This window comes from Streptomyces niger (genome assembly GCF_000718305.1).
GTDB lineage: Bacteria > Actinomycetota > Actinomycetes > Streptomycetales > Streptomycetaceae > Streptomyces > Streptomyces niger.
In genome coordinates this window covers 84,388-109,559 of sequence record NZ_JOFQ01000009.1, presented here as the reverse complement: position 1 = coordinate 109,559, position 25,172 = coordinate 84,388, and the positions used below count along the sequence as shown (strand labels likewise).

The window sequence follows — 25,172 nt, the reverse complement described above, 5'->3', positions numbered from 1 at the left end:
GCCACGCCATGCCGGGAAGCTGCGACTTCGTCGTGGAGATCAGCAACTCGGCCGGCCGGTACGCCGTGGACGTCGCCTCCCCCGCCGGCGAGGACAGCGTGCACGTCACGCTCGACGCCGAGCAGATCAGCGCCGGGCTGGCGGAACTGCAGGCGGTCGTGCTCGCCTCCTCCGCGACGCCGCGCGCAGCGGCCCTCGGCCTGGAACGTCCCGTACGGGACCTGGGCGAACACCTCTTCCGTACCGTCTTCGGCGGTCAGCTCCGCGGCCTGTTCCTCTCCAGCCGCCAGCGGGCCGGCGCGCTCAACGAGACGCTGCGCCTGGTCCTGCGCATCCGCGCCCCCGAACTGGCCGCACTGCCTTGGGAGTTGCTGTACGACAAGGAGCTCGGCGGCTATCTGAGCATGCGCGAGCCCGTGGTCCGGTACGTCGACATGCCCGAGCCCACGGCCCCGCTGCGTGCCGGGTTGCCGTTGCGCATCCTCGGGATGACGTCGCTGCCCGGCACGCAGGCGCCGCTGGACGCCGACAGCGAGCGGGCCGGGCTGGAGGTGGCGCTGCGGTCGCTGATCGAGCAGGGCCGGGTACGGCTGGACTGGGTGGCCGGGCAGACCACCGACGACCTGCGCCGGCGACTGCTGCGGGGCTGCGACATCCTGCACTTCATCGGGCACGGCGCGTACGACCCGCACCGGCAGGAAGGCATGATCGCGCTGGCCGACGAGGACGGCAGGGAACACCTGCTGCACGCGAGCGCACTCGCCCCACTGATCAGTGTGGCGCATCCCAGGCCCCAGCTGGTGGTGTTGAACAGCTGCCAGAGCGGCATGGGCAATTCCCACGACCTGTTCTCCAGCACGGCGGCGACGCTGGTCCGCACCGTCCCCGCCGTCGTCGCCATGCAGTTCGCCGTCACCGACAAGGCCGCCACCCGCTTCGCCGCCGCCTTCTACCAGGCGCTGGCCTTCGGGCGTGCGGTCGACGAGGCGGTACGGGTCGGGCGCGTCGCGCTCATCGCGGGCAAGGACGACAGCCTCGAATGGGCCACGCCCGTGCTCTACCTCCGCAGTGGTGACGCCGGCCTCTTCGAGGTGCCGGCGACGGAGGAGGACGACGTGGAGGACGACGGCGGTGGAGCGCCGCCCCGCGCGCCCGACGGACCACCGCCGGGCCCCGCGCCGCCGACCGCAGCCCCCATGCGGGCGCGGGTGCTCAACACCGGGCAGTGGGTGCAGTGCGTCGCCTTCCACCCCGACGGCAGACGGCTCGCCGCGGGGTCGCGGAAGTGGGTGCGGGTCTGGGACGCGCAGACCGGCAACCGGGTCTGGGAGCAGGCCGTCAGCTGGCTCTCCACCGTCTTCGCCGCGGAGTTCGGCCCGGACGGCCGGCGGCTGGCCACCGGCAGCGCCGACAACACCGCGCGGGTGTGGGCCACGGCGGACGGCGAGGAGCTGCTGTGCGTACGCCACGACCACATCGTCTTCGGGGTCGCGTTCAGCCCCGACGGCCACCGGCTCGCCACCGCGTCCGCCGACCGCACCGTCCGGGTCTGGGACGCGGCCACCGGGGAGCCGCTGCTGCGCCTCCCGCACGACCAGGTGGTGTCCGACGTGGCGTACAGCCCGGACGGGCAGCTGCTGGCCACCGCCTGCGCCGACCGGTCGGTACGGGTGTGGACGGCGAGCGGCGATCCCCTGCTGCGGCTGCGCCACCAGCACCCCGTCAAGGCGGTCTGCTTCGCCGCCGACGGCCACCGCCTGGCCGCCTGCGGGGACGACGGCACCGCGCGCGTGTGGGACGCGCGCCACGGTCATCAGCTGCTGCTGGTGCGCCACGGCGGGCAGGTGAAGGACGTCGCGTTCAGTCCGGACGGCCGGTGGATCGCCACCGCGAGCACGGACCGGACGGCGGAGGTCTGGGACGCGGCCGGCGGCGAACGCGTGCTGCGCGTCCGCCACGGCCACTTCGTCTTCGGCGTCGCCTTCAGCCCGGACAGCAGGTGGCTGGCCAGCGCCGGCGAGGACAAGACGATCAAGCTGACGCCGGTACCGCCGCACGGCCCGCCGGCCGCTCCCCCGCCGGGCTGAGCGCTCCGGGTCGAGTACCGCCCGTTCCCGCTCAGCCGTTGCGGGTCCGCAGCCGCAGCGGTGCGTAGACGGCCACCGAGACCACGAAGGCCACGAAGTACGCGAGGTCCGCGCCGTGCAGCGCCTCGGCGACCGGGCCGACGTACAGCGTCGTGTCCATGAAGGGCACGGCAGCGGCGAAGGCGACGACGAAGGCGAGGACCGCGGGCCACCACGGCTGCGGCCGGGCGAACTCCTCGTGCACCTCGACCGGCCGGCCGCCGCGCGCCCGGGCACGGGCGAGCCAGTCGACGGCGACGACGCCGATGAAGCCGGGGATCCAGTAGCCGACGAAGAGCAGCACGTTCTGGAAGCGGGCCGTGGTGTCGGCGGCGTGCATCCACAGCACGAGCAGGAACCCGAGCACGGCGGCCACGGCGGCGGCGAGCGGACGGGGGATGCGGACCCCGGCCGTCTGGAGGGCCAGCGAACCGCTGTAGTCGTTCATGGCGTTGCTGCACACCGCGGACGCGGCGATGGCCAGCAGCCCGAAGGCGCCCAGCGCCCCGCCGCCGAGCAGTGCGTGCACGCCCGCCGCGGTCTGGTCGGTGAACAGGCCGGCGGCCCACAGGCCGAGCGTCTGCACCCAGAGGTACGCGGCGGCCATGCCGAGCAGCGTGTACCAGAACATCCGCGGCCGGGACGCCGAGCGCGGCAGGTAGCGGCTGAAGTCCGAGGCGTACGGGGCCCAGGAGATCGCCAGGCTCAGCGCGACCGTGGTGGTCAGCAGGAACGCGCCGGCCCGGTCCGCGCCGTGCGCGCTGGCGGCCGACGGCAGCGGGACCCCGTCCAGGAGCTTCACGCTCAGCGCGAGGAAGGCCGCGCCGAGCACGAAGGTCATCACGGTCTGGAGGCGGTGGATGGCCTCGTACCCGAGGACGCCGACGGCGCCCTGGAGGACCAGCACCGTCAGCGCGCCCAGCCAGAACGGCCAGCCCACGAGCCGGGCCAGCGCGTCCCCGCCGAACAGTCCGATCAGCGCGTCCCAGGCGATGGAGGAGAGCCACTGCAGGATGCCGGGCAGCACGACGCCGCGGCCGAACGCCAGCCGGGAGAGCGGGAGTTGACCGGCCCCGGTGAGGCTCCCCCACGTGCCGAGATAGGCGGACGGCGCCGCGCCGAGCAGCGTGCCGAGCGCCATCGCGGCGAACGCCGTCCAGAAGTCGAGCCCGAGCCCGATGCCGACGGTGCCGGTGAACACGCCGGTCATGGTCAGGTTGGGCGCGAACCACACGGTGAAGAGGCGACCGGGCCGGCCGTAGCGGTTGTTCTCGGGCACCGGGCCGATGCCGTGCCGTTCGACGGACAGGTCGCCGGCGCCGGCGGGCATGCGCCCGTCGAAGACGGGCCTCTCGATGGTCATGGGGATTCCAGAGGTCGGGGTTCCGGTTCGGGAACGGGGTGCGGGTAACATGGTGAGGCACACGAGACACGGGGTGCCCCATCTCAAGGGCTGAGATCACACCCGTCGAACCTGATCTGGATCGCACCAGCGAAGGGAATGTCACGGAGGAATGCCCCTATGACGCGTCCGGCCGACGACCTGCTCGCCTTCACCCGGCAGGCTCTCAACCGCGTACGCCATGAAACACCACTGGTGCAGTGCCTCACCAACCAGGTGGTCGCCAACTTCACCGCGAACGTCCTGCTCGCGGTGGGCGCGGCCCCGGCGATGGTGGACATCCCCGAGGAGGCCGGGCCGTTCGCCGGGGCCGCCTCCGGAGTGCTGGTCAACCTGGGCACCCCGCACGCCGAGCAGCGCGCCGCCATGACCGAGGCGGTCGCTTCGGCCGCCGCCGCGGGCACGCCCTGGGTGCTGGACCCGGTGGCGGTCGGCTCGCTGCCCGTACGGACCGCACTGGCGCGCCGGCTCCTCCCCCAGGGCCCGGCCGTCGTCCGCGGCAACGCCTCGGAGATCATCGCGCTCGCCGGGACCGGGGGCGGCGGGCGCGGCGTGGACGCCACCGACGAGGTCGAGTCGGCGGCCGCAGCCGCGGGTGAGCTGGCCCGGTCGACCGGTGCCGTGGTCGCGGTCTCCGGCCCCGTGGACCTGCTCACCGACGGCGAGCGGACCGTACGCGTCGCCAACGGTGACCCGCTGCTGACGCGGGTGACCGGCGGGGGCTGCGCGCTGGGCGCGGTGCTCGCGGCGTTCGCACCACCGACCACGCCGGACGCCGCGGCGCGGGCCGACCGGCTCGCCGCGGCGGCCGCCGCCGTGGCGGTCTACACCGTGGCCGCCGAGATCGCGGCGGAGCGCAGCGCCGGGCCCGGCGGTTTCGCGGCCGCCTTCCTGGACGCGCTGTACGCCCTGGACGAGGAGACGCTCGGCAAGCGGGCGGCGATCTCGTGGGCGTGACCGGCACGACCGTGAACGGACGACCGGACCTCTCGGTGTACCTGGTCACGGATGCGGCGCAGGCCGCGGCGTGCGGCCGGGACGTGCCGGGCACGGTCGCGGCGGCCGTGGCGGGTGGCGTCACCGCCGTCCAGGTGCGGGAGAAGGACGGCGATGCGCGGGACTTCCTGGCGACGGTGGTGCGGCTCGCCGCGGTCCTGCCGGAGCGGGTCGCGCTGTTCGTCAACGACCGGGTGGACGTGTTCCTAGCGGCCCGTGCGGCCGGGGCACGGGTGACCGGGGTGCACGTCGGCCAGTCCGACCTGCCGGTGGCCGCCGTCCGCGGGCTCGTCGGGCCGGACGCGGTGATCGGGCTGAGCGCCGCCACGGAGGAGGAGCTGCGGGCCGCCGCCAAGGAGCCGGCCCGGGTCGACTACGTCGGCATCGGCGCACTGCACGCCACCCGCACCAAGGCGGACGCGCCGCCGGAGCTGGGCGTCGAGGGCTTCGGCCGGCTGGCGCTGCCCACGCCGCTGCCGGCGGTGGCGATCGGCGGGGTGACCGTGCCGGACATGCCGCTCCTACGGGCCGCGGGCGCGGCGGGCGGCGCGATCGTCTCGGGCATCTGCGCCGCATCCGACCCACGCGCCGCGGCGCGCGCGTACGCGGAGGCATGGGCCGGAAAGGCCTGAGACACACCCGAGGACGGACGCGGGGGCTCCCCCGCGCGTACCCGTGTGCCACGCGTCAGCCGTGGCCGTCCGCCGGGAGCGGGCCCTCGGCGGTGGTGGCGTTGCCGGTGACGGTGCCGGCGGCGACGACGGTCGTGCGGCCGGACGCCGCGCCCCGGCGCCGGGCGACCAGCCGGCGGGCGGCCTCCAGCAGTCCGACGATCACCAGGGCCAGCGCGAAGGCGAGCAGCAGCCCCTTGACGGGATCCTCGGCGAAGGCCGCGCCGCCGAGGTACCCGATGGCCGTGCTGGTGACCGCCCACAGCGCGGCGCCGGCCGCGTCCAGCAGCACGAAACGGCGGAACGGGAACCGCAGGCTGCCGGTGGACAGGGCGGACGCCACCCGCCCACCGGGCAGGAAGCGGCCCGCGACCACCAGCGTCGTGGCGTGCCGCGCGACCATGGCGCGCCCCCACGCGTACCGTTGCCGGCCCTTCTCGCCGCGTAGCAGCCGGCCGATCGCCTTCGGCCCGGCCCAGCGGCCGATGCCGTGCCCGAGGCAGTCGCCACCCAGCGCGCCGAGCGCGGCGACCACCGCCAGCAGCGCGAGCTGCGGGAGGTCGGGACCGGTCAGCACGGCCACCGTCACCACCGTCGTCTCGCTCGGCATGAACGGCAACAGTGCGTCCAGGCCGGCCACCAGCAGCACGATCAGCCAGAGCCAGGGCGAGTCCAGCTGCGTCGTGACCAGCTCGGCGAACCGGTCGAGCAGCTCAGACATGGACCGGCGGCCGGCTGCCGCGGATCGCCGATAGCCAGGTGACGTAAGTACTGGTCTCCGTGGTGACGGGTGGCGTCGTCGGCATGGTGTCGCGTCTCCGATTCGCTGAGTTCCCGCGGGTGTCAGGGCGATCCCTCACGCCTCCGGGGAAACCCTTACTCCGCTGGGAAGTGGCTTCGGTGGCGGTCGTCCGTCCGCTCCGTGTCCAGCAGGAGAAAGAAGTCCGCGACGCCGGAGTCCGGGTCGTGGGCCGGCGCTCCGCACAGCCACGCGCCGGCCCGCAGGCAGCCGCGGAGCAGCGGCGGCAGCAGTGTGTAACTCGGCTCGTTCTCGCTCACCCCCCGCGGCGTCCAGGGGCGGTACGGGTGGACCCGCAGCTCGACCGGGGCGCAGTGTTTCGCGTTGCCGAGCAGCCAGGCGCTGGAGGCGGCCTGGCCGCCGTCGTCCAGTGGGACGGACGCGCACCCCGCCAGGTGACGGGCGCCGGACAGCAGGACGTACCGCGTGAGTCCGGCCCACATCAGGTCGATGACCGCGCCGGTCCGGTGGTCGGGGTGCACGCACGAGGGGCCTGCCTCCACCATGCGGCCGCGCAGTGGCTGGAGGGCGCGGAGATCGAACTCCGCTTCCGCGCGGAGGGTTTCGGTGCGGCCGGACGGCAGCAGCCGGTAGGTGCCGACCACCTCGCGGCTCGTCGTGTCCGTCACGATCAGGTGGTCGGCGTGCGCGTCGAACCCGTCGGCGTCGCGGCCCGCGCGCGGCGTGCGCGGTGCGGCTCCCTCCTCCCCGGCGCGGACCCTGCGGCGCAGCCGCTGGGCGGCCCGTATCTCCCCGGCCGTGTCGGCGACCGAGATGACGTACGAACCGGTGGCCGCGACAGTGGTGGATCCCGAGAGCATGTGCAACGTTCTCCCTTCCTGGAGAAGACCGGCGCCGACCAGGAGCGCCCGGCGGAGTCCCGCGTCGGGCCGGTCGGTGCGCCGCTGGACCATGAAAGCCACGTGCGGTCCCCGTGGCCCGGCATCGGCCGAAAGCCACCGCCCGTACCCGGCTTCCGGCAGGGGCTGTCGGAGTACCCCGGCGACGCGCCCGACAGGCCCACCGGTCCCTGTCCAGAGGCCGACAGGCCCTGCCCGCCGGCCACCCCGCGGTGGCAGAATCCCCCTCGCTCCCGCGTCGCACCCGCGTCGCGCCACGGCGGGTGGCGACGGCTTGTCCCAGCAGGTCCTGATGTTGAGGGAGACCGCGATGACGTGGACCGCTCCTTCCCTGCAACCGTGGTGGGCCGCTGTTCGCCACCGGCTCCGCACATCGCCCGTGCCGGTTTCCGCCCGGGCCGCCGGGGAGGACGGTGCCGCGCTGCCCGCCCCCGCGGCCGCGGCGACCGGGCCGTCCCCGGTCGCGGTACGCCGGTACGCCGACCGCACCGTCATCGAGGTGCACCGCCCGATCCGCCCGGCGGCCGAACCCCACCTGGGGCGGCTGCTCAACGCCGTCATCCGTCCCGGCAGCGGCACGGTCGTCGTCGATCTGCACCGGGTGGGCCGGAGCGGCGACACCGCCGCGCTCGTACGGCTGGCCGAAGTCCTCTGCGCCCACCACGAGGTGGAGTGCTCCGTCGAGTACGAGCCCGCGCCGGCACCGGCACCGGCGGCGCACCGGGCGCCGGAGGCCGTCGCCGGTTCGGCGTCGAGCAGACGCACCGGGCTGCCGAACGGACCGCCGCGCTCCGGAACGCTTCCCGAAGATCGCTATCCCATAACGGACTTCCGTTCGAATGCCCCGGTCGCCCCGTCTGCCCCGTACTGTGCCTCTGGTTGCCTTCTTGAACTTGTTCAAGGGGCTCTCAGGGGAGGGAGCGCGAATGCGCAGCGGGGTGAAGATCATCATTGTCGGCGGGGTGCTGACGGTCGTCGGCGGGGGCGTGCTGTACTGCGGCTACAACCTGGTCAACGGCATCATGGGGTACGGCGGTTCGGACCCCACCACCCAGGGGGCGCCCGTACGCACCGGCCCACCGAGCGCCGACGAGACGACGGACACCGCCACCGCCTTCCTCGCCGCGTGGGCCAAGGGCGACAGCACCAGGGCCGCCGCGCTCACGGACAACCAGGCGGTCGCCCGGACCCAGCTGGCCGGCTTCCATGACCAGGCGCACCTCACGCACGTGGTGATCAAGCCGGGCGAGCGGCGCGGCACGAGAGTGCCGTACACGGTCGAGGCCGAGGTGTCGTACGACGGCCGGACCGCGCCCCTGTCGTACGCCTCGGAACTGCGGATCGTGCGGGGCCGGACCACGCACGAGCCGCTGGTGGACTGGCGGCCCTCGGTGCTGCACCCGCAGTTGAAGGACGGCGAGTACCTGGTGACGGGGGCGGCCGAGGCCCCGGAGATCCGGGCCGTCGACCACCGGGGCCGGACGCTGACCAAGGAGCGGTACCCCTCGCTCGGACCGCTGCTGGACGGCCTGCGGGAGAAGTACGGCACGAAGGCCGGCGGCACGCGCGGCATCGACCTGCACATCGAGAACGAGTCGGGCGAGCCCGCCCATACCCTGCTCACCCTCCGCAAGGGCCGGGCCGGGACGCTGCGCACGACGCTGGACGCGGACGTGCAGGCGGCGGCGGAGCGGGCGGTGCGGGCCTACCCGGAGTCGTCGGTGGTCGCGGTCCGGCCGAGCACGGGCGAGATCCGGGCGGTGGCCAACCACCGTACGGACGGCTACAACGCGGCGATGCTGGGCAAGGTGGCGCCCGGCTCCACCATGAAGATCGTGACCGCCGCGATGATGATCGAGAACGGGGTGGCCGACGCGAACGCCAAGGTCGCCTGCCCGTCCACCGTGAGCTGGGAGGGCTACACCTTCCACAACCTGGCGGACTTCTCGATCCCGGACGGCACCCTCAGCGACGCGTTCGCGCGGTCCTGCAACACCGCGTTCATCAAGGCGTTCAAGCCGCTCAACGACCGGGGCCTCGCGGGTACCGCGCTGGGCCGGACGGCACACGATTCCTTCGGGCTCGGCGGGGACGACTGGCAGACCGGCCTGCCGTCCTTCGACGGCAGCGTCCCGGAGTCGTCCGGGGTGGAGTCCGCCGCCTCCTACATCGGCCAGGGCAAGGTGCAGATGTCGCCGCTGGCGATGGCGTCGGTGACCGCGACCGTCGTCAACGGCGGCTTCCGGCAGCCCGTTTTGGTACCGCAGTCCCTCGACGGCCGCACGCTGGCGACCGCCCGCCCGCTGTCCCCGTCCGTCGCCCGGCAGCTGCGGCAGATGATGCGCGCGGCGACCGTCGGACACGGCACGGCCGTGACCGCCATGGCGGGCGTCGGCGGGAACAAGGGCGCGAAGACCGGCTCGGCAGAGAAGGACGGGCAGGCGCAGTCCAACAGCTGGTTCACCGGCTACAGCGACGACCTCGCGGCCGCCGCGCTCGTCCAGTCCGGCGGCCACGGCGGCGACGCGGCGGGCCCGGTCGTCGCGCAGGTGCTGCGCGCCGGGTAGCGCCGCGTCGCCGACGCGCCGTCAGGCCTGCTTCAGCGTACGGGCGAAGAGGTCCAGCAGCGCTTCCCAGTGCCGGGCCAGGCCCGACTCGCTGTACGCGGCGGTGTCGACCATGGTGTAGCCGTGAACGGTGTCCGGGTACACCTCGGAGCGGTACGTCACGCCCGCCTCGTCGAGCGCGCTCTCCAGCCGGGAGATGTGCTCGGCGTTCATGGAGTCGTCCTGGGAGGCGTGCCCGAAGTACAGCTCGGCGCGGACGTCACCGGCCAGCCGGTGCGGGCTGTCCGGCGCGTCCGTGGCGAGGTGGCCCGCGTGGAAGCCGGCCGCGGCGGCCACCCGGTCCGGGAAGCGGGCGGCGGTGCGCACGGCGAGCGCGCCGCCCATGCAGTAGCCCGTCAGCCCCACGGGGCCGGGGGCGACCTGGTCCTGGGCGGCCAGGAAGTCGAGGTAGCTGCCGGCGTCACGCAGCGCCATGTCGGGCGTCAGCGCGTGGACCAGCGGCATGATCTTCCCGAAGAAGGCCTCCCGGGCCTCCGGGGTCGACAGGTCGGTCACCTCCACCACGGGCGCCGGCCCGGTGCGGTAGAAGAGGTTGGGCACGAGGACGTAGTACCCGTGCGAGGCCAGCTCGCGGGCCATGTCCTCCAGCACCGGACGCAGGCCGATGGCGTCCATGTAGAACAACACGGCGGGGTACGGCCCGTCCCCCGCCGGGTGCGCGACAAAGGCGTCGCACGAACCGTCCGGCGTGCCGATCGTCACCGTCCGGGATTCCGTCTTCGCTGCCACGTTCTCTCCTCACCGGTACCTGCATCTTCAAGGTGCATCATGCACCTGTACCGGGCCGTGGAACGCATCCGGGGGGATGTTCGGCAAGGCTTGGCTGGTTATCCGGTAGCGTCCGTTGGGCAGCGAGTGCCGGGATTCGGCGACGTGGACGGTGAGCGGACCGCCCCACTCGTAGCCCTTCTCCGCGGCGTGCCGGGCCAGCGTGTCGGTCAGCGCCTGCGCGACGACCTCGTCCGGTTGGCCCAGTCTTTCGTGGACGTAGGGGGCGAGTTCGACGTCGTAGGCGTTGGGCACCAGTATCCGGTTCTCGCTGCAGACGACGGCGTGATCGTCGCACTCCCGCCGCAGCGCGTCGATCAGCTGGACCGGATCGCTGCGGAACACCCGGTTGACCAGCGTGTGTTCCCACAGTTCCACGGCGTCTTCCCACTGCGTGAGCAATCCCATGGGCGTCGGGTGCCCGGGATGAAATACCTCATGCGGGTGGGAAACGGCACTGCCGGGCGGTGACCACGGAGTCACGGGGTGATCACCGTTCGCATCATTCAGGCCATTACCACGCTTGGCAGAAAATCACACGCTTTCCAAGAACAAGACCCGCTACTGTCAGCAACGTGAGAGTTGCTCACATCTCCCCCGCACGATGAGGTAGCCACGATGCCGCTCCCCGACGGCTTGGAGATGACCGCGCTCGCCTCCTGCGACGCCTGCGTCGTCCTGCAGATCAGCGGCGAGCTCGATCACTTTACCGAGCAGCCCTTCCGCGCGTCCGTGGGCACCTTCCTGGACCGCGGCCACCGCCACGCCGTCCTGGACTGCTCCGGCCTCACCTTCTGCGACTCGCGCGGCCTGAACTGCCTGCTGAGCGTGGAGTGGCTGCTGGAACGCCGGCGGGGCAGGCTGCTGCTGGCGGGAGTGCGCCCCAACGTCGCCCGCGTCCTGCACCTGACCGGCACCGGCACCCTGCTGCGCGCCTACCCCACCGTCCGGCGGGCCCTGGCGGCGCTGCCTCCGGAGCAGCGCCCCGCCTGGCCACCACCGGCGGCCCGGCACCACCTGGTCGGCCGCATGGAAGCTCCCGTGAGCGGGGCTCCGGCGACGTGCCGCGGGGCCGGCGTGGAGGCGGGCTGAGGCGGCTCACGAGGACCGCGGGAGTCGGCCGCCTCGGCGCGCTCCCCGGCTGAGGCCGCCGGGCCTCGGCGTCCGGGCCTCAGTCCTTGAGGAAGGCGATCAGGTCCTGGTCGAAGGTCTGCTCGTAGTCCCCGGTCAGGCCGTGCGGCGCTCCGGGGTAGACCTTCAGCACCGCGTCCTTGACCATCGGGGCCGACTTGTGTGCCGCGGCCCCGATGGGCACGATCTGGTCGTCTTCCCCGTGCGCGATGAGGGTGGGCACGTCGATACGGCGCAGATCCTCCGTGAAGTCCGTCTCGGAGAACTGCTCGATGCAGTCGTACGCGGCCTTCATTCCGACCTGCATGCTCATCAGCCAGAACGCGTCCCGCGTGCCCTGCGGGACGTCCGCGCCCGGCCGGTTCGCACCGTAGAAGGCCGCGCTCAGGTCCTGGTAGTACTGCGACCGGTTGTTCCGCACCCCGTCGCGGATGGCGTTGAACACCTCGATGGGCGCGCCTTCGGGGTTGGTCTCCGTCCGCAGCATCAGCGGCGGTACGGCCCCGAGCAGGACGACCTTGCCGACCCGCGCCGTACCGTGCCGCCCGATGTAGCGCACCACTTCGCCGCCGCCCGTCGAGTGCCCGACCAGGACCGCGTCGCGCAGGTTGAGCAGCTCCATCAGCCGGGCGAGATCGTCCGCGTAGGTGTCCATGTCGTTGCCCTGCCACGGCTGCCCGGAGCGCCCGTGCCCGCGGCGGTCGTGCGCGATGGCGCGGAAGCCGTACTCGGCCACCAGACGCAACTGCGGGTCCCAGACATCCGCGTTGAGCGGCCAGCCGTGACTGAAGACGACCGGGCGCCCGCCGCCCCAGTCCTTGTAGAAGATCTCCGTGCCGTCCGTCGTCGTGAACGTCCCCATGGCGACCTCCTGTTGTCCGGTCCGCTGCCGTTCCGCGGCAGGACCGAACCTAGACGGCCGGGCGCCCGCCGCACACCGCCCGGCAGCCGAACGCGCGGCGTACTTTGCCTACGCCGCCGGCCCGCGCCGCTACCGGCACACCACCACCCGTAAGGCTTGAAATGCTTTACACTCCTTAGCAGTGTCCCGGCGACCCGAGGGTCCGTCCCCACCTCGCGAAAGGAACGGCCCGTTGACCGACACCCGCACCTGGCAGTTGAGCAGGACCTTCCGGAGCAGCGCCGGCACGGTGCGCTGGGAACGGCTCGGCCCGGCGGACGCCGAGCCGGTGGTCCTCCTGCACGGCACGCCCTTCTCCTCGTACGTCTGGCGGGAGATCGCGCCCGCGCTGGCCCGGCGGTACCAGGTGTTCGTGTGGGACATGCCCGGCTACGGCGCGTCCGAGAAGCGGCACGGGCAGGACGTCTCGCTGGCGGCCCAGGGCAGGGTCTTCACCGAACTGCTGACGCACTGGGAGCTGGCCCGGCCCGCCGTCGTCGCGCACGACTTCGGCGGGGCCGTGTCCCTCCGGGCCCACCTGCTGCACGGCGTGCCCTACCGCCGGCTGGCGCTGGTCGACCCGGTGGCGCTCGCGCCCTGGGGCACGCCGTTCTTCCGGCTGGTCGGCGAACACGCCCCGGTCTTGGAGCAGTTGCCGCCCGCTCTCCACCTCGGACTCGTACGGGAGTACATCCGCTCGGCGAGCCACCGGGGACTGCCCGACGACGTGGCCGAGGAGTTGGTGCGGCCGTGGTCCGACGAGGCGGGCCAGGCGGCCTTCTACCGGCAGATCGCCCAGGCGGACCAGCGCTACACCGACGAGATCCAGGACCGGTACCCCGGCATCGACCTGCCCGTCACCGTCTGCTGGGGCGCCGAGGACACCTGGATCCCGGTGGACAGGGCACACGAACTGACGGCGGCGATCCCCGGAGCCCGGCTCGAACTGATCCCGGACGCCGGCCACCTGGTGCCCCTCGACGCCCCCGTACGGCTCTACTCCGCGCTGCTCGACTTCCTCACCGCGCCGGAGTGACGCTCCGGGCAGCCAGCCCCGCGGCCCGTTCGGCGGCCTCGGCGACGGCCAGCAGCAGCGGCTCGGCACCGTGCAGGGCCACGACCTGCAACCCCACCGGGCAGCCGTCCGCGCCGAACCCCGCGGGAATGCTCGCGGCCGGATGCCCACTGAGGTTGAACGCCCACGTCAGCGCGGTGCTGTAGCGCTCGCCCGGCCCCTCGTGCCCGTGCGGCGGATTCGGGGTGGCCGGCGTGAGCAGCAGCGGTGCGCGGGCGAACAGCGCGGCGAGCCGCCGGTCGTTGTCCGCGCGCACCCGCTCCGCCGCGGCCCGGTCGGCGCCCGGGGTACGCAACGCCTGCCAGGCCGCCGCGGGGTCGGCCAGCCGGACCGGCCCGGCCGGCACGAAGCGGACGACGCCCGCCTCGGCGAGCCGCTCGGCCGCGCGGCGGGCGAGGGCGGCGGGCTCCCGGTCCGGCTCGGCGAACCCGAGATCGTCCGACCAAACGGCGGCGAGCGGCAAGGCCGCATCGCCCGCGCCGGGCGCCGCGTCCGGACCGGTTCGCGGTGCCGCGCCGTCCGGGCCGTCGCACACCACCCGCCAGAAAGCCGCCAGGTCGGTCGCGCACCGGGCGAGCACACCGGGCGCCGCGAGCCCCGTACGGTCCGGCGAGGGCAGCAGGCCGTTGGTGACCTTCAGTCCGAACACCCCGCACCAGGCGGCCGGGATGCGCACCGAACCCGCGCCGTCGCTGCCCGTCGCCAGCGGCACGAGGCCGGCCGCGACCGCCGCGGCGGAACCGGCCGACGAGCCGCCGGGCGTGCGGTCCGCGCGCCACGGATTCACCGTCCGCCCGCCCCGGCCCAGCCCCCAGGTCTGCCACGGGGTGCCGGGCCCCGGTACGGACGTCGCGCCGAGGGGTACGCAGCCGGCGGCGACCAGCGCCCGTGCCGCCGCCGACCGGGCACCGCGCGCGCCCTTGACCCCGATCGGCACCCCCGCGAGGGGCGGCTCCGTTCCGGCGGCGACCAGCCGGTCGACCTCCGCCGCCCGCTCCAGGGCCGCCTCGCCCCACACCTCGCGGAAGGCGTGCAGCTCCGGCTCGATCTCCGCGGTCCGGGCGAGCGCGGCCGAGACGACCTCGACGGCGCTGAGCTCCCGGGTCCGTACGGCCGCGGCGATCCCGGTCGCGGTGAGCGGCGCGGCACCGGCCCGGCCGGGTCGCGGCCCGGCGGTCGGTCCACCGGCGTGCTGGTTCGACATGGGCGCCCCCTGAGTGTCTGCAGTTGTCCGGGCGGTCGCCCCTGGGGAGGGCGCCGCCCGCGGTCCCGCCGCCGGCTGACCGGTGCCGCTAGCCCTCCGCCGCGGTGCGGCAGGCCGGGTGGCCCCAGCCCTCGGGGTTCTTGGCGATGGGCTCGCCGGCGGTGTAGGCGCGGCCGCAGCGGCAGCGGCCGGGGAACTTGGCCTTGAGCGTACGGGCGCTGGGGCCGCGCCGCTTCGACGCGCCGACGGCGGACTTCGCACCGCCCGACTTCGCGCCACCGGACGTCACGCCACCGGACTTCGGGGCGGCGGAGGGCGGCGGGTGCGGGGAGCCGTGCTCGCTGCCGGCGGGCTGCTGTTCGGTGGCGGCCTGGCTGGCGGCCCGGTCGGCGAAGTCGTTCAGCGCGTCGCCGCCGACCTGGTGCGCGGGGACGTACTCGAACCGCACGTCGCGGCCGGCGAGCAGCGCGTCGATGCGGACCACCAGCTCCTGGTTGGCGACCGGCTTGCCGGCGGCCGTCTTCCAGCCCTTGCGCTTCCAGCCGGGCAGCCAGGTGGTGACGGCCTTCATCGCGTACTGGGAGTCCATCCGGATCTCCAGCGGTACGTCGGCGTCGACCGTCGTCAACAGCCGCTCCAGCGCGGTCAGTTCCGCGACGTTGTTGGTCGCCGTGCCCAGCGGGCCCGCCTCCCAGCGGGCGGGGTCGCCCGCCTCGTCGGCGATGACCCAGCCCCAGCCGGCCGGGCCGGGATTTCCTTTCGACGCCCCGTCACACGCGGCGATCACACGTTCAGCCATGGACCGATCATCCCAGTCCGGCGAGGTGCCGTGTGCCGGGGCCTCTCCCGGCCGGCATCGGGGACCATGGGTACGACAACGACCGGGGCGCCGCCCCCGGATCTCTACACTGCTGTAGATTCGCACCTGGCTCCATCGCCGGGACCCCGACACGAGCGAGGCTTCTCCGAATGTCCGTGAACCTGAACAAGGGCCAGCAGATCAGCCTGAGCAAGTCCGACGGCGGCACGCTCAGCACGGTACGCATGGGGCTGGGCTGGCAGGCCGCCCAGCGCAAGGGCTTCTTCGCGAAACTGGCCGGCACCCGGGAGATCGACCTGGACGCCTCGGCGGTGCTCTTCGCCGCGGGCCAGGGCGTCGACGTCGTCTTCTTCCAGCACCTGACCAGCAACGACGGTTCGGTCCAGCACAGCGGGGACAACCTCGTCGGGGGCACCGGCGAGGGCGACGACGAGTCCATCGCGGTCGATCTGCGGCGGGTTCCGGCCAATGTCGACCAGATCTTCTTCACCGTGAACTCCTTCACCGGCCAGACCTTCGAAGAGGTGCAGAACGCCTACTGCCGTCTGATCGACGAGTCCACCGGCGAGGAACTGGCCCGCTACACGCTCACCGGCGGCGGCCGGCACACCGCCCAGATCATGGCGAAGGTGTACCGCTCCGGCACCACCTGGCAGATGACCGCGCTCGGCGAGCCCGCCACCGGCCGCACCTTCCAGGACCTGATGCCGGCCATCAGCCGCCTGCTCTGACCGTCCCGGTGGGGGCCCCCGCGAGGCCCCCACCACCCGCTCGCCGAGCGAGCTGTCAGGCGGGCTGCGGGGCGGGTCTCACCGGAGCGACCGCGACCTTGCGGGTCTCGCGCAGCATCAGCAGACCGTTGACCACCATCAGCGTCGCGGTCAGGCAGTGGACGCCGAGCGCAGTGGCCACGGAGCCGTGGTGGGCCAGCACGTTGGCCATGTCGCCGTAAGCGGCGAGGGCCTCCACCAGCAGCGCCCAGCCCAGCGCCCGGCGGTGGCCCGTCACCAGCAGGACGACCAGGACCAGGGCCAGGACGACGTCGCGGATTCCCTTGACGACCAGGAAACCGTCGCCGTCGCCGGACGGCCATCTCGGCAGGCCGTAGCCCGGCGCCGTCGTCTCCGGGCTCAGGATGTACTCCGTCCCGAACCAGAGGATGAAGAGGACGATGACGGCGGCCAGGACGGTGTTGATCTTCTTCAGCGACATGGTTCTTCTCCTTGCGGGGTGTCGGAATGTCGGTGGCCGGCCGTCGCCCGGGGAGGGGAAGTGGTGCGCCACCGGTGCGGTGTCGGCCCACCGGCTCAGGTGAGGGCGGCGACGAGCAGGGCGAAGGCGGCGATGATGGCGGCGACGCGGACGTAGTGGTAGCGGCTCCAGCGGTTCGTCTGCTCTTTCCAGTCGGCGGGCCGGTTGTCGGGGGTCCACGTCTTGTTCCGGTTGTTGATCGGGACGAGCAGCAGGAGCGACATGATCACGGTGAGGATCAGCAGCGCGCCGGCGGTGACGACGAGGCCGGTACCGCGGTGGTGCCATCCGGCGACGGCCCAGGCCGCGACGAGGACGAGCGAGCCGATGTACCAGAACGGCATCACGGCGCCGAGCATCCGGCCCCCGTGAGCGTGGCCGAGTTGGCCACTGTCCTCGGGCAGTGCGTTGAGGATCGGGATCATGACAAAGGCGACGGAGAACTCCACCCCCACCATCACGCCGACGACCACGATGGTGACGACCTCAAGTGCGCTGAGCATGTTGCCCCTCCCGAGAACTAGCGTTGCTAGCTGACGATGCAACGCTAGCGCTGCCGCCGCTTGCTTGTCTAGCGATGCTAGGATTCATGTCATGTCGGTACAGGAACGCAAGCAGCGCGAGCGGGCGGAGCGCGAGCGCCTCATCGTGGCGACAGCCCGCGAACTCGCCGAGCAGCAGGGCTGGGACGCGGTCACCACCCGCCGGCTCGCCGAGCGCATCGAGTACAGCCAGCCCGTCCTCTACAGCCACTTCCGCGGCAAGCGGGAGATCATCGGCGCCGTCGCCCTGGAGGGCGCCGCCGAGCTGGCCGCGGCGGTGCGTGCCGCGACCTCCGCCGCGGACGGCCCGCGCGAGCGGGTCGCCGCGCTCGCCCGCACCTACCTCGACTTCGCCGCACGCAACCCGGCGGTCTACGACGCCTTGTTCCAGCTCGACGGCGGCCTGGCGTACGCGCAGGAGGACACCCCGGAGCCGCTGAAGGACGCCTTCGCCGCGCTACTGGAGAGCCTGGGCGAGGTCGCCGGGGACGGCGTCCACCCGGGGCTGTTCACCGAGGTGTTCTGGGCGTCCCTGCACGGCCTTGCGACCCTGACCCGGGCGGGACGGCTGCTGCCGGAGGAGGCCGAGACGAGGGTGGAGCTGCTGGTGGACCGGCTCGCCGTGGCCTGACACACCGCCCCGGCGACCGGCGCGGCAGGAGAACCTCCCAACCGCTGTCCCCGCGCCCCGGGCCGGGCTCCGCCGCCCCCAGCGGCGAGCCCCACCCATCTATACACCGCATGTATACGTGCCATGTATAGTCCCCGGCATCCGGCGAACCCCGCCCCGACGTTGGAGAAATCCGCATGGCTTCGAAGAAGAACCTGGTCACCAACCGCGCCGCCCTCGCCCACAAGGTGCGGTACGCCCTCGGCCACCCGCACCGCATCGGCCCGTACGTCAAGCGCGCGGCCCGGGACCGCTGGCTGGCCTTCAAGCACCCCGATCACGTCGGCTACTACCGGGCGGTCATGGCCTCCGACACCCGGCGCAACCCCGAGGCGGCCGTCGGGAGCCAGACGCACGACCGGTGGCTCGCGCTCGGCCGGATGCAGTTCGACTACCTCCGCGAGCACGGCCTGAAGCCGGAGTACCGCATGCTCGACATCGGCTGCGGCAACCTCCGCGCGGGCTGGCGCTTCATCGAGTACCTCGACGCCGGGAACTACTACGGCATCGACATCTCCCCCGACATCCTCGTCGCGGCCAAGCAGACGCTGACCACCCAGGGTCTCCAGGCCAAGCTCCCGCACCTGACGATCACGCAGAACCTGACGCTGGACTTCCTGCCCGACGCCCACTTCGACGTCGTGCACGCCCACAGCGTCTTCTCGCACTCGCCGATCGAGGTCATCGACGAGTGCCTGGCCCACGTCGGACGGGTGCTCGCGCCCGGCGGCTTCTTCGACTTCACCTTCGACCGCACCACCGGGAGCGAACACCACGTCCTGCGCGAGGACTTCTACTACCGCACCGAGACCCTCGTCGACCTGGCCGCCCGGCACGGGCTCCGGGCCCGCTTCATGGACGACTGGGAGACCCGCCGGCACGGCCAGTCCAAGATCCGCGTCACGGCTTCCTGACCGGCAGTGCGCGTCAGGGCTTCATGACCGGCCTGCGGTCCCGGGGCGCTGTCCAGTCCGGCGCACGACCGGTCAGCGGGCGTGGTACTGCGCCCACACCGTCTTCCCCGGGGCCCCGGCGCGCGGCCGCGTCCCCCAGGCGTCGGACAGCGCCGCGACCAGGAGCAGCCCCCGACCGGACTCGGCGTCCGCGGGGGTATCGGCCACACCGCCAGCGACCGGGACTACCGGGTCGGGCATCCGCTCACCACGGGTATCGGTCACCTCGACACGCAGCCTGTCGCCGCCCTCTTCGGTGAGCCGGAGATGGAAGTCCCTCCCCGGTACGTGTCCGTGCCGCACGGCGTTCGCGGCCAGCTCGGCGGCGATGAGGGTCACCACCTCGTTGGCCGTCGAGTCGTACGGGTGCCCCCAGTCGTCGAGCCGGTGCGAGACGAGCCGCCGTGCGAGGCGTGCGCCTCTAGGGGTGGAGGTGAACCGCATACCGAAGTCACGCTCACCGGCTGCGGGTTGCTGTCCCGCTGTCACGTAAGGAGGAATTGCTCCGTTCATGCGGAAGACCCTCCCGGCGTGTGCGTACGGTGACCAGCAGGGACGCGCTGACGGGTACGGGCTGTACGCGCCGGCGCAGGTCTTGTACGCGGCACGACGCGTGCCTCGACGCGGAGAGGTACCGGCACATGGACGAGTACGAACCCGGCTCAGGCACGCTGCACGTCTTCGGGCAGCAGCTCAAACTGTGCCGCCTGCGCGCGGGGATGGAGCGGTGCCGGCTCGGGGCGCTGACGGGGTACTCCGCGTCCACGATCGCCTCGTTCGAGCAGGGCCGCCGCATCCCGCCGCCGAAGTTCATCGACACGGTGGACGACGTACTGGACGCGGGCGGCGTCCTGAAGGCCGGCAAGGAGGAGGTCGCCCGGGCGCAGTACCCGGCGTTCTTCCGCGATGCGGCGCGGTTGGAGGCGGAGGCGGTTGAGCTGAATTCGTACGACACCCATGTCGTCAAAGGGCTCTTGCAGACGGAGGAGTACACACGGGCCCTCCTGGCAATGCGGCGGCCGCTCCTGGACGAGGAGACGATCGAGCAACGGGTCGCCGCACGTTTGGCTCGCAAGGACATCTTCCATAGGCAACCTGCCCCTCTACTGAGCTTCGTGGTGGAGGAGCCCGTGCTGAGACGTCCTCTCGGCGGCAAGCTGGTCCAGCGGGGGCAACTGGAACAGATCTTGCTCACCGGCCAGAAGCGCAACTTCGAGATCCAGGTCATGCCACTCGACCAAGAGGACAACGCCGGGGTGGACGGACCCTTCACCGTACTGACTCGGCGAGGAGGCGAGCAGGTCGCTTACATGGAGGCGCAAGGGCGGAGCACACTGGTGACCGACCGACAAGCGGTCCATGCCCTTGCGGCGCGCTATGGGATCATCCGTGCGCAGGCTCTCACTCCGCGTGAGTCGCTGGCCTTCGTCGAGAAGTTGCTGGGAGAGGTATGAACGTCGAAGAACTCGGACAGACGACCGTTGCCGAGTCGGCCTGGTTCAAGAGCAGCTACAGCGGTGCTGAGGGCGGCGACTGTGTCGAGATGGTGGCGAGCGCGGAAGCGATTCACATCCGTGACTCGAAGGACAAGGCGGGGCCGGTGTTGTCCATAGGCCCCGCCGGATGGGCGGCATTCGTCGCGTTCGCCGCGCGGGGGTGACCGCGCACGGCAACAGGGGGCGGCGTCCCGCCCCCGAGAGTCGCTGACCCACGTCGAGAAGCTGCTGGGAGCGAGATGAGCGTCAACGAATGCGTCGAGCAGGCCTGGTTCAAGAGCAGCTACAGCACCGGCTCGGGCGGCGAATGCGTAGAGGTGGCACAGAGCGCCGACAAAGTCCACGTCCGTGACTCGAAGGACAAGGCGGGGCCGATGTTGTCCATAGCCCCTGCCGGATGGACGGCCTTCGTGGAATTCGCCGAACAGGCCTGGTTCAAGAGCAGCTACAGCAGTGGTGAAGGCGGCGAATGCGTAGAGATGGCACAGAGCGCCGACAAAGTCCACGTCCGTGATTCGAAGGACAAGGCGGGGCCGGTGTTGTCCATAGGCCCCGCCGGATGGGCGGCATTCGTCGCGTTCGCCGCGCGGGGGTGACCGCGCGGCGCCGCCTTCGTGCGCGTCAGGACTTCTTGACCGGGCGGCGGTCCTGGGGCCGCTGAAGGGCGCGGAAGTCGTCGAAGAAGCCGTAGTTGTGGGCCGGCAGGCCGTTTCCGGTCGGCTCCACCGTGCGGTTGGCGTAGAGGCTGTTCAGCAGCCAGGGGTCCTTCTTCGGCCCGAAGTCCCGGGCCATCGCGGCGGCCTGGGTCACGCCGTACGTCGCCACGGCCAGCTGCCCGGTGTCCCGGAACTTCTGCACCTGGGTCCGCAGGAAATGCTTGTGGTTCTCGAACCAGGGGCTCATGGCGAGGAAGTCCTGCCACTGCTTCGCCGGTACGGGGTCCGCGAGGGCATCCTTGATCACCTGCCACACCGGGGTGCCCGGCGCGAGGTGGTAGCGGCTCGCGTACTCGGCCGGGACGGTGTCCGTCAGGTGCTGCTTCCACAGCCGCACCAGGGAGAACTCCGTGACCAGGAACTTCTGGTCCTTGCGCAGCCGGGGCAAGGTGTAGTCGAGGTAGGCCTGTACCTTCTCGGGGCCGTCCACATGGGGGTGGATGTCCGCGCCCTCGATCTCCGGCGTGGCGCGCGCGTAGGCCAGCCAGCGGTCGGTGGCCTTCGTGCGCTTGTCCGGCTGGTCGAGGAAGTTGAGCGCGCCCATGTAGAGGTGGGTGCGGCAGCCCTTGGGGAAGTGCTTCTTGCGGTACGCGATGACGTGTGCGGCGACCTTCTCGTAGAACGCGTTCAGCGCGCCCGAGTCGCGGTCCTGCTGCACGCTCTCGATGAACGGCTCGTTGCCGATCGCCAGGACGTCGACGGTGTCGAGGACGGCGTGCAGGACGCGGTCGACCCGCTCCAGCTCGTCGGTCATCTCCGGGCTGTCGGGCCGGGGCAGCGGCCGGTCGTTGTACGGGAACTTCAGCGACAGCACCGTGCGATAGCCCTGCTTCTGGGCGTCCAGCAGCTTCTTGACCGCCCGCTGCTGGGTGGCGTCGGCCTCGACCTCGGGCATCGGCACGAACCCGCGGAGCCAGCCGGTGGTGAGGTCGCCCAGCTCGTCGAACGTCACGCTGTCGGGGTCCTCGTTGAAGTTCGCCCCCAGCGCGCCGCTCGGCGCCGCGGCCGCGCTTCTCCCGGTGACGTCATGACCGGTGTCGCCACCGGTCTCCTGCCCGGCGTCGTGCCCCGCTGAGCGTTTCTCACCGGTCGAGCACCCCGCGGCCACCAGAGCTCCCAGAGCCCCGCCCGACAGTGCCAGTAGACGCCGACGCGTAACCAAGTCCCACTCACTTTCCTGCTGGCGCATGCGTTCGACCGCGACATGCCGTTCGGCCGCCGCGGTCCCACCGGTCACCGTAGTCCCTGGACCGGGCCCCGACCCCGCCCTGCCGCGTCACCCGTACGCACTCTGCCCTGAAGTACATCCGTGCCCGCCGGTCGGGCAGGACCGGCGGGCACAGGCGTGGGAGAACTTATGGGGCTATTCGTCGCCCTTCCGCTCATGGTGCCAGGGCAGGCGGCCGTGGCGGAGGCCGATCCACACCTCACGGGCGCGGCGGGACGCGCGGACGCGGCTGTGCGCGACCAGCTGGCGGGCCTGTGCTTCGTCCTCGACCATGTGCGAGGAGCCGCGGAGCGGCTTGCCGGCCGTCTCGTGCAGGAAGAATGCCGAGATGACACCGATGATGCCCGCCGCCATCAGGTAGTACGCGGGCACCAGCTTGTCGTCGGTGGACTCCACCAGCGCCGAGGCCACCAGCGGAGTCGTACCGCCGAAGAGCGAGACCGAGACGTTGAAGGCGACGGAGAGGCCGCCGTACCGCAGGTGCGTGGGGAAGAGCGCGGGCAAGGTGGACGCGCTCGTGCCCGCGAAGCAGACGAGCAGCAGGCCGAGGATGATGCAGCCGATGGCGGGGAACAGGATGCCGCCCTGCTTGATGAGCAGGAACGCCGGGATGGCCAGGACGATCATGGCCGTGCCCGCCCACAGGAACATGGGGCGGCGGCCGAAGCGGTCCGAGTACCGTCCGACGGTGGTGATCGTCAGGACGACCAGGACCATCGTGCCGAGGACGAGCAACTGGGCGGTCAGGCTCGGTTCGCCCAGGGTGCTGGTCATGTAGGTGGGCAGGTAGGAGGTGACCATGTAGTTGGTCACGTTGTAGAGCAGCACCAGGCCCATGCAGATGAGGATGGCCTCCCAGTGGTGCGTGAACAGCTCCTTCAGCCGGCCCTTGCCCGACATCCGGGCCTGCTCGACCGGGTCCACCTCCCCGCCGCCGTCCTGCGCCTCCTTGTGCTTGGCCTCGACCTCCTGGAAGGCCGGGGTCTCCTCCAGCTTCATGCGCATGTAGAGGCCGATCAGACCCAGCGGCCCGGCGACGTAGAACGGGATGCGCCAGCCCCACGTGAGCATCTGATCGTCGCTCAGTACGGCGGTCAGGACGGTGACGAGTCCGGAGCCGAGCGAGTAGCCGACGAAGGTGCCGAAGTCGAGCCAGCTGCCGAGGAAGCCGCGCTTGCGGTCCGGTGAGTACTCCGCGATGTACGTCGTGGCGCCCGCGTACTCGCCGCCGGTCGAGAAGCCCTGGACCAGCCGGCAGAGGAGAAGCAGTAGCGGCGCTGCCAGGCCGATGGCGTCGTAGCTCGGCAGGAAGCCCACCGCGAAGGTACTGATCGCCATCATGATCATGGTGGCGGCGAGCACCCGCTGCCGGCCGATGCGGTCACCCAGCGGCCCGAAGACCAGGCCGCCGAGCGGTCGCACCAGGAAGGCCGCGGCGAACGTGGCGAAGGTGGAGATGACCTGCGCGCCGGGCGAACTGGAGGGGAAGAACACCTTGCCGAGGGTGGCGGCGACATAGGCGTAGACACCAAAGTCGAACCACTCCATGGTGTTGCCCAGCGCCGCCGCCGAAACCGCCCGTCTGACCTGGGGTTTGTCGACGACGGTGACGTCCTCGGGGTCCACCGAGCGCTTGCGTCGGCGGAGCAGTGTGCGCACCATGCGCTCGGTCCGTACGCTGCCCGATCCGTACCCGGCGGACTGCGTTCCCTTGCGCGCTTGCCTGGATCGTTCGTTCTGCCCGTGTTTCATGGCTCCGCGTACTCGTCGTCGGTCGGGTGGCATGGGCGGGTGCCGTCCGGAGCGCGGATGATCGCCACGACTGGCACGCTTTCGTCATCCTATTGCCGTTTTGCCCCACTGGGCACAGTTTGCCAGCTCGCGCGCCGTGCATACCGTAAGCTCCCACCGGTCCCCGTCTACCCATGTGTCCGCAGGCAAACGACCTTGGTTCGGTCCGCAGCGATTCGGCGTACCGTCACCCGATCGGCCGCGGGAAGCCGGGCGCGCCCCGCCGCACTCCGGGATCAGCCGCGGAAGACCGCCGGGGTCACCCCGTACACGCGCTGGAACCAGCGGGTGAAGTGCGGCTGGTCGGCGAAGCCGGCCGCGGCCGCGGCGTCGGCCGGGGACACCCCGGCGCGCAGCAGTGAGCGGGCCCGGCGCAGGCGCAGTTGGCGCCGGTAGTCGCTGGGGGCGAGGTCGTACTCGGCGCGGAAGGCGCGGTAGAGCGCGAACCGGCTGCAGCCGGCCGCCGCCGCCAGCTCCTCGGCGGGCACGGGGTCCAGGTACCGCTCGTCCAGGAACGCACGCGCCCGCCGCGCCGCCTCGCGCCGCGCCCGGTCGGTCGGCGTCCGGACGGGGAACGCGGCGGGCCGGGCCCCGATGGCGCCGCGGCGGGTCATCGCGGTGACGGCGGCGGTCAGGCGCTCGTCGCGGACCAGCGGATCGGTGGTGCCCGCCAGCGCGGCGTGCAGCCGGGCGAGCGCGTCCGCGAGCAGCGGGTCCGTCAGCACGGGGAGCGGGAACAACGGCAGGGCGCCGGACCGGCCGTCGGTGGCGTCGGCGAGGACGTCGCTCACCACGGACGGCCCGATGTGCACGATGCGGTACCGGTACCCCAGCTCCGCCGCGGCCCGCCCGTCGTGCACCTCCTCCGGATTGAACGCCATCACCATGCCCGCGCCGCTGGTGTGGGCCCCGCCGCGGCAGCGGAAGCGCTGCGCGCCGGCGTCGGTGATGCCGAAGGAGTACGTGTCGTGGCTGTGCGGCGGGTAGACGTGGTCGCGGAAGTGCGCGTGCATGGCCTCCACGGGGCGGGTGCCGTCCCGCCAGTACCGCACCCAGCTGCCCTGCGTCGCCATGGACGCATTATCGCGCGGGCGCCGACCGGCCAGGTCACAGGTCACCGCCGGGTGCGCACCAGCGTTCAAGAC

General features: G+C 72.3%; 26 protein-coding genes and 1 riboswitch. Of the genes, 12 read left to right on the top strand and 14 right to left on the bottom strand.

Going from position 1 to position 25,172, the window contains the following annotated elements; genetic code table 11:
* Window positions 1–8: 8 nt before the first annotated feature.
* A complete protein-coding gene (locus IF20_RS19765; RefSeq protein ID WP_052866567.1) occupies window positions 9–2,087 on the top strand; it encodes a CHAT domain-containing WD40 repeat protein in 2,079 nt (692 codons plus the stop codon).
* A 31-nt stretch (window positions 2,088–2,118) separates the two neighbouring features.
* Here IF20_RS19765 and IF20_RS19760 read toward each other — a convergent pair whose 3' ends face one another.
* Window positions 2,119–3,489: a purine-cytosine permease family protein gene (locus IF20_RS19760; protein WP_052866566.1), complete on the bottom strand. Its 1,371-nt coding sequence runs from the start codon at window positions 3,487–3,489 to the stop codon at window positions 2,119–2,121.
* Window positions 3,490–3,548: 59 nt separating this feature from the next.
* A riboswitch (TPP riboswitch) is annotated at window positions 3,549–3,645 on the top strand.
* A gap of 3 nt (window positions 3,646–3,648) precedes the next feature.
* On the opposite strand from IF20_RS19760, the gene thiM reads away from it, so the two are divergent.
* Window positions 3,649–4,485 (top strand): hydroxyethylthiazole kinase, encoded by an 837-nt coding sequence (gene thiM / locus IF20_RS19755; protein WP_052866565.1) that lies wholly within the window; start codon window positions 3,649–3,651, stop codon window positions 4,483–4,485.
* Window positions 4,482–5,156 (top strand): thiamine phosphate synthase, encoded by a 675-nt coding sequence (gene thiE / locus IF20_RS19750; protein ID WP_234426738.1) that lies wholly within the window; start codon window positions 4,482–4,484, stop codon window positions 5,154–5,156. Before thiM ends, thiE begins: the two co-directional genes overlap by 4 nt.
* Before the next feature lie 55 nt (window positions 5,157–5,211).
* Here the strand turns inward: thiE and IF20_RS19745 are convergent, their stop codons facing one another.
* Window positions 5,212–5,916 (bottom strand): DedA family protein, encoded by a 705-nt coding sequence (locus IF20_RS19745; protein ID WP_110944348.1) that lies wholly within the window; start codon window positions 5,914–5,916, stop codon window positions 5,212–5,214.
* A 155-nt stretch (window positions 5,917–6,071) separates the two neighbouring features.
* On the bottom strand, window positions 6,072–6,908 hold the full coding sequence (locus IF20_RS19740; RefSeq protein ID WP_324605584.1) for a GNAT family N-acetyltransferase: 837 nt from the start codon (window positions 6,906–6,908) through the stop codon (window positions 6,072–6,074).
* Window positions 6,909–7,780: 872 nt separating this feature from the next.
* Here IF20_RS19740 and IF20_RS19735 point away from each other — a divergent pair.
* Window positions 7,781–9,421 (top strand): penicillin-binding transpeptidase domain-containing protein, encoded by a 1,641-nt coding sequence (locus IF20_RS19735; RefSeq protein WP_052866563.1) that lies wholly within the window; start codon window positions 7,781–7,783, stop codon window positions 9,419–9,421.
* Between the two features lie 21 nt (window positions 9,422–9,442).
* Here IF20_RS19735 and IF20_RS19730 read toward each other — a convergent pair whose 3' ends face one another.
* Both IF20_RS19730 and IF20_RS19725 read right to left on the bottom strand, forming a co-directional pair.
* Complete coding sequence (locus IF20_RS19730) at window positions 9,443–10,210, bottom strand: dienelactone hydrolase family protein (protein WP_052866562.1); 768 nt, start codon at window positions 10,208–10,210, stop codon at window positions 9,443–9,445.
* A gap of 27 nt (window positions 10,211–10,237) precedes the next feature.
* Window positions 10,238–10,657 carry a DUF3662 domain-containing protein gene (locus tag IF20_RS19725; RefSeq protein ID WP_052866561.1) on the bottom strand — a complete coding sequence of 140 codons (420 nt, stop codon included), beginning with the start codon at window positions 10,655–10,657 and terminating at the stop codon, window positions 10,238–10,240.
* Between the two features lie 210 nt (window positions 10,658–10,867).
* Here IF20_RS19725 and IF20_RS19720 point away from each other — a divergent pair, with 210 nt between their 5' ends.
* A complete protein-coding gene (locus tag IF20_RS19720; protein ID WP_110944347.1) occupies window positions 10,868–11,341 on the top strand; it encodes an STAS domain-containing protein in 474 nt (157 codons plus the stop codon).
* Window positions 11,342–11,420: 79 nt separating this feature from the next.
* Here IF20_RS19720 and IF20_RS19715 read toward each other — a convergent pair whose 3' ends face one another.
* Window positions 11,421–12,242, bottom strand: a complete 822-nt coding sequence (locus tag IF20_RS19715) for an alpha/beta fold hydrolase (RefSeq protein ID WP_052866560.1) — start codon at window positions 12,240–12,242, stop codon at window positions 11,421–11,423.
* Between the two features lie 232 nt (window positions 12,243–12,474).
* Between IF20_RS19715 and IF20_RS19710 the strand changes: the two genes are divergently transcribed.
* Complete coding sequence (locus tag IF20_RS19710; RefSeq protein WP_052866559.1) at window positions 12,475–13,317, top strand: alpha/beta fold hydrolase; 843 nt, start codon at window positions 12,475–12,477, stop codon at window positions 13,315–13,317.
* Here the strand turns inward: IF20_RS19710 and IF20_RS19705 are convergent.
* Together IF20_RS19705 and IF20_RS19700 are read right to left on the bottom strand one after the other, a co-directional pair.
* Window positions 13,301–14,560: an amidase family protein gene (locus tag IF20_RS19705; RefSeq protein WP_110944346.1), complete on the bottom strand. Its 1,260-nt coding sequence runs from the start codon at window positions 14,558–14,560 to the stop codon at window positions 13,301–13,303. The two genes, IF20_RS19710 and IF20_RS19705, sit on opposite strands and share 17 nt — an antisense overlap.
* An 88-nt stretch (window positions 14,561–14,648) precedes the next feature.
* Window positions 14,649–15,359: a ribonuclease H family protein gene (locus IF20_RS19700; protein WP_052866558.1), complete on the bottom strand. Its 711-nt coding sequence runs from the start codon at window positions 15,357–15,359 to the stop codon at window positions 14,649–14,651.
* Between the two features lie 170 nt (window positions 15,360–15,529).
* Between IF20_RS19700 and IF20_RS19695 the strand changes: the two genes are divergently transcribed.
* Entirely contained in the window at window positions 15,530–16,111 is a 582-nt protein-coding gene (locus tag IF20_RS19695; RefSeq protein WP_052866557.1) for a TerD family protein, read from the top strand.
* A gap of 55 nt (window positions 16,112–16,166) precedes the next feature.
* Here IF20_RS19695 and IF20_RS19690 read toward each other — a convergent pair whose 3' ends face one another.
* Window positions 16,167–16,592 (bottom strand): DUF4267 domain-containing protein, encoded by a 426-nt coding sequence (locus IF20_RS19690; protein ID WP_052866556.1) that lies wholly within the window; start codon window positions 16,590–16,592, stop codon window positions 16,167–16,169.
* 95 nt (window positions 16,593–16,687) lie between these two features.
* Entirely contained in the window at window positions 16,688–17,134 is a 447-nt protein-coding gene (locus IF20_RS19685) for a DUF1772 domain-containing protein (RefSeq protein ID WP_052866555.1), read from the bottom strand.
* A gap of 91 nt (window positions 17,135–17,225) precedes the next feature.
* Between IF20_RS19685 and IF20_RS19680 the strand changes: the two genes are divergently transcribed.
* Together IF20_RS19680 and IF20_RS19675 are read left to right on the top strand one after the other, a co-directional pair.
* Window positions 17,226–17,804 (top strand): TetR/AcrR family transcriptional regulator, encoded by a 579-nt coding sequence (locus IF20_RS19680; RefSeq protein WP_052866554.1) that lies wholly within the window; start codon window positions 17,226–17,228, stop codon window positions 17,802–17,804.
* Window positions 17,805–17,980: 176 nt separating this feature from the next.
* A complete protein-coding gene (locus tag IF20_RS19675; RefSeq protein ID WP_052866553.1) occupies window positions 17,981–18,757 on the top strand; it encodes a class I SAM-dependent methyltransferase in 777 nt (258 codons plus the stop codon).
* 72 nt (window positions 18,758–18,829) lie between these two features.
* Here IF20_RS19675 and IF20_RS19670 read toward each other — a convergent pair whose 3' ends face one another.
* Entirely contained in the window at window positions 18,830–19,309 is a 480-nt protein-coding gene (locus IF20_RS19670; RefSeq protein ID WP_324605582.1) for an ATP-binding protein, read from the bottom strand.
* Between the two features lie 128 nt (window positions 19,310–19,437).
* Between IF20_RS19670 and IF20_RS19665 the strand changes: the two genes are divergently transcribed.
* The 3 genes from IF20_RS19665 (at window position 19,438) to IF20_RS19655 (ending at window position 20,888) form a co-directional block, all read left to right on the top strand.
* On the top strand, window positions 19,438–20,250 hold the full coding sequence (locus IF20_RS19665) for a helix-turn-helix domain-containing protein (protein ID WP_052866652.1): 813 nt from the start codon (window positions 19,438–19,440) through the stop codon (window positions 20,248–20,250).
* Entirely contained in the window at window positions 20,247–20,456 is a 210-nt protein-coding gene (locus tag IF20_RS19660) for a DUF397 domain-containing protein (protein WP_030620476.1), read from the top strand. Before IF20_RS19665 ends, IF20_RS19660 begins: the two co-directional genes overlap by 4 nt.
* 75 nt (window positions 20,457–20,531) lie before the next feature.
* Window positions 20,532–20,888 carry a DUF397 domain-containing protein gene (locus tag IF20_RS19655; RefSeq protein WP_052866551.1) on the top strand — a complete coding sequence of 119 codons (357 nt, stop codon included), beginning with the start codon at window positions 20,532–20,534 and terminating at the stop codon, window positions 20,886–20,888.
* Window positions 20,889–20,913: 25 nt separating this feature from the next.
* Here the strand turns inward: IF20_RS19655 and IF20_RS19650 are convergent, their stop codons facing one another.
* From IF20_RS19650 to IF20_RS19640, 3 genes are all read right to left on the bottom strand, one after another.
* Window positions 20,914–22,116, bottom strand: coding sequence for a hypothetical protein (locus tag IF20_RS19650; RefSeq protein ID WP_234426737.1), 1,203 nt, complete (start codon window positions 22,114–22,116; stop codon window positions 20,914–20,916).
* A gap of 255 nt (window positions 22,117–22,371) precedes the next feature.
* Window positions 22,372–23,898 (bottom strand): glycine betaine/L-proline transporter ProP, encoded by a 1,527-nt coding sequence (gene proP / locus IF20_RS19645; RefSeq protein WP_052866550.1) that lies wholly within the window; start codon window positions 23,896–23,898, stop codon window positions 22,372–22,374.
* 365 nt (window positions 23,899–24,263) lie between these two features.
* On the bottom strand, window positions 24,264–25,100 hold the full coding sequence (locus IF20_RS19640) for an AraC family ligand binding domain-containing protein (protein ID WP_052866549.1): 837 nt from the start codon (window positions 25,098–25,100) through the stop codon (window positions 24,264–24,266).
* Window positions 25,101–25,172: the final 72 nt, after the last annotated feature.

Coding starts and splice junctions, on each gene's coding strand:
- IF20_RS19765 (WP_052866567.1), top strand. CDS start 9: ATGCCGGGAAGCTGCGACTTCGTCGTGGAGATCAGCAACTCGGCCGGC.
- IF20_RS19760 (WP_052866566.1), bottom strand. CDS start 3,489: ATGACCATCGAGAGGCCCGTCTTCGACGGGCGCATGCCCGCCGGCGCC.
- thiM (WP_052866565.1), top strand. CDS start 3,649: ATGACGCGTCCGGCCGACGACCTGCTCGCCTTCACCCGGCAGGCTCTC.
- IF20_RS19745 (WP_110944348.1), bottom strand. CDS start 5,916: ATGTCTGAGCTGCTCGACCGGTTCGCCGAGCTGGTCACGACGCAGCTG.
- IF20_RS19740 (WP_324605584.1), bottom strand. CDS start 6,908: ATGGTCCAGCGGCGCACCGACCGGCCCGACGCGGGACTCCGCCGGGCG.
- IF20_RS19735 (WP_052866563.1), top strand. CDS start 7,781: ATGCGCAGCGGGGTGAAGATCATCATTGTCGGCGGGGTGCTGACGGTC.
- IF20_RS19725 (WP_052866561.1), bottom strand. CDS start 10,657: ATGGGATTGCTCACGCAGTGGGAAGACGCCGTGGAACTGTGGGAACAC.
- IF20_RS19720 (WP_110944347.1), top strand. CDS start 10,868: ATGCCGCTCCCCGACGGCTTGGAGATGACCGCGCTCGCCTCCTGCGAC.
- IF20_RS19715 (WP_052866560.1), bottom strand. CDS start 12,242: ATGGGGACGTTCACGACGACGGACGGCACGGAGATCTTCTACAAGGAC.
- IF20_RS19705 (WP_110944346.1), bottom strand. CDS start 14,560: ATGTCGAACCAGCACGCCGGTGGACCGACCGCCGGGCCGCGACCCGGC.
- IF20_RS19700 (WP_052866558.1), bottom strand. CDS start 15,359: ATGGCTGAACGTGTGATCGCCGCGTGTGACGGGGCGTCGAAAGGAAAT.
- IF20_RS19695 (WP_052866557.1), top strand. CDS start 15,530: ATGTCCGTGAACCTGAACAAGGGCCAGCAGATCAGCCTGAGCAAGTCC.
- IF20_RS19690 (WP_052866556.1), bottom strand. CDS start 16,592: ATGTCGCTGAAGAAGATCAACACCGTCCTGGCCGCCGTCATCGTCCTC.
- IF20_RS19685 (WP_052866555.1), bottom strand. CDS start 17,134: ATGCTCAGCGCACTTGAGGTCGTCACCATCGTGGTCGTCGGCGTGATG.
- IF20_RS19680 (WP_052866554.1), top strand. CDS start 17,226: ATGTCGGTACAGGAACGCAAGCAGCGCGAGCGGGCGGAGCGCGAGCGC.
- IF20_RS19675 (WP_052866553.1), top strand. CDS start 17,981: ATGGCTTCGAAGAAGAACCTGGTCACCAACCGCGCCGCCCTCGCCCAC.
- IF20_RS19670 (WP_324605582.1), bottom strand. CDS start 19,309: ATGAACGGAGCAATTCCTCCTTACGTGACAGCGGGACAGCAACCCGCA.
- IF20_RS19665 (WP_052866652.1), top strand. CDS start 19,438: ATGGACGAGTACGAACCCGGCTCAGGCACGCTGCACGTCTTCGGGCAG.
- IF20_RS19660 (WP_030620476.1), top strand. CDS start 20,247: ATGAACGTCGAAGAACTCGGACAGACGACCGTTGCCGAGTCGGCCTGG.
- IF20_RS19655 (WP_052866551.1), top strand. CDS start 20,532: ATGAGCGTCAACGAATGCGTCGAGCAGGCCTGGTTCAAGAGCAGCTAC.
- proP (WP_052866550.1), bottom strand. CDS start 23,898: ATGGTGCGCACACTGCTCCGCCGACGCAAGCGCTCGGTGGACCCCGAG.
- IF20_RS19640 (WP_052866549.1), bottom strand. CDS start 25,100: ATGGCGACGCAGGGCAGCTGGGTGCGGTACTGGCGGGACGGCACCCGC.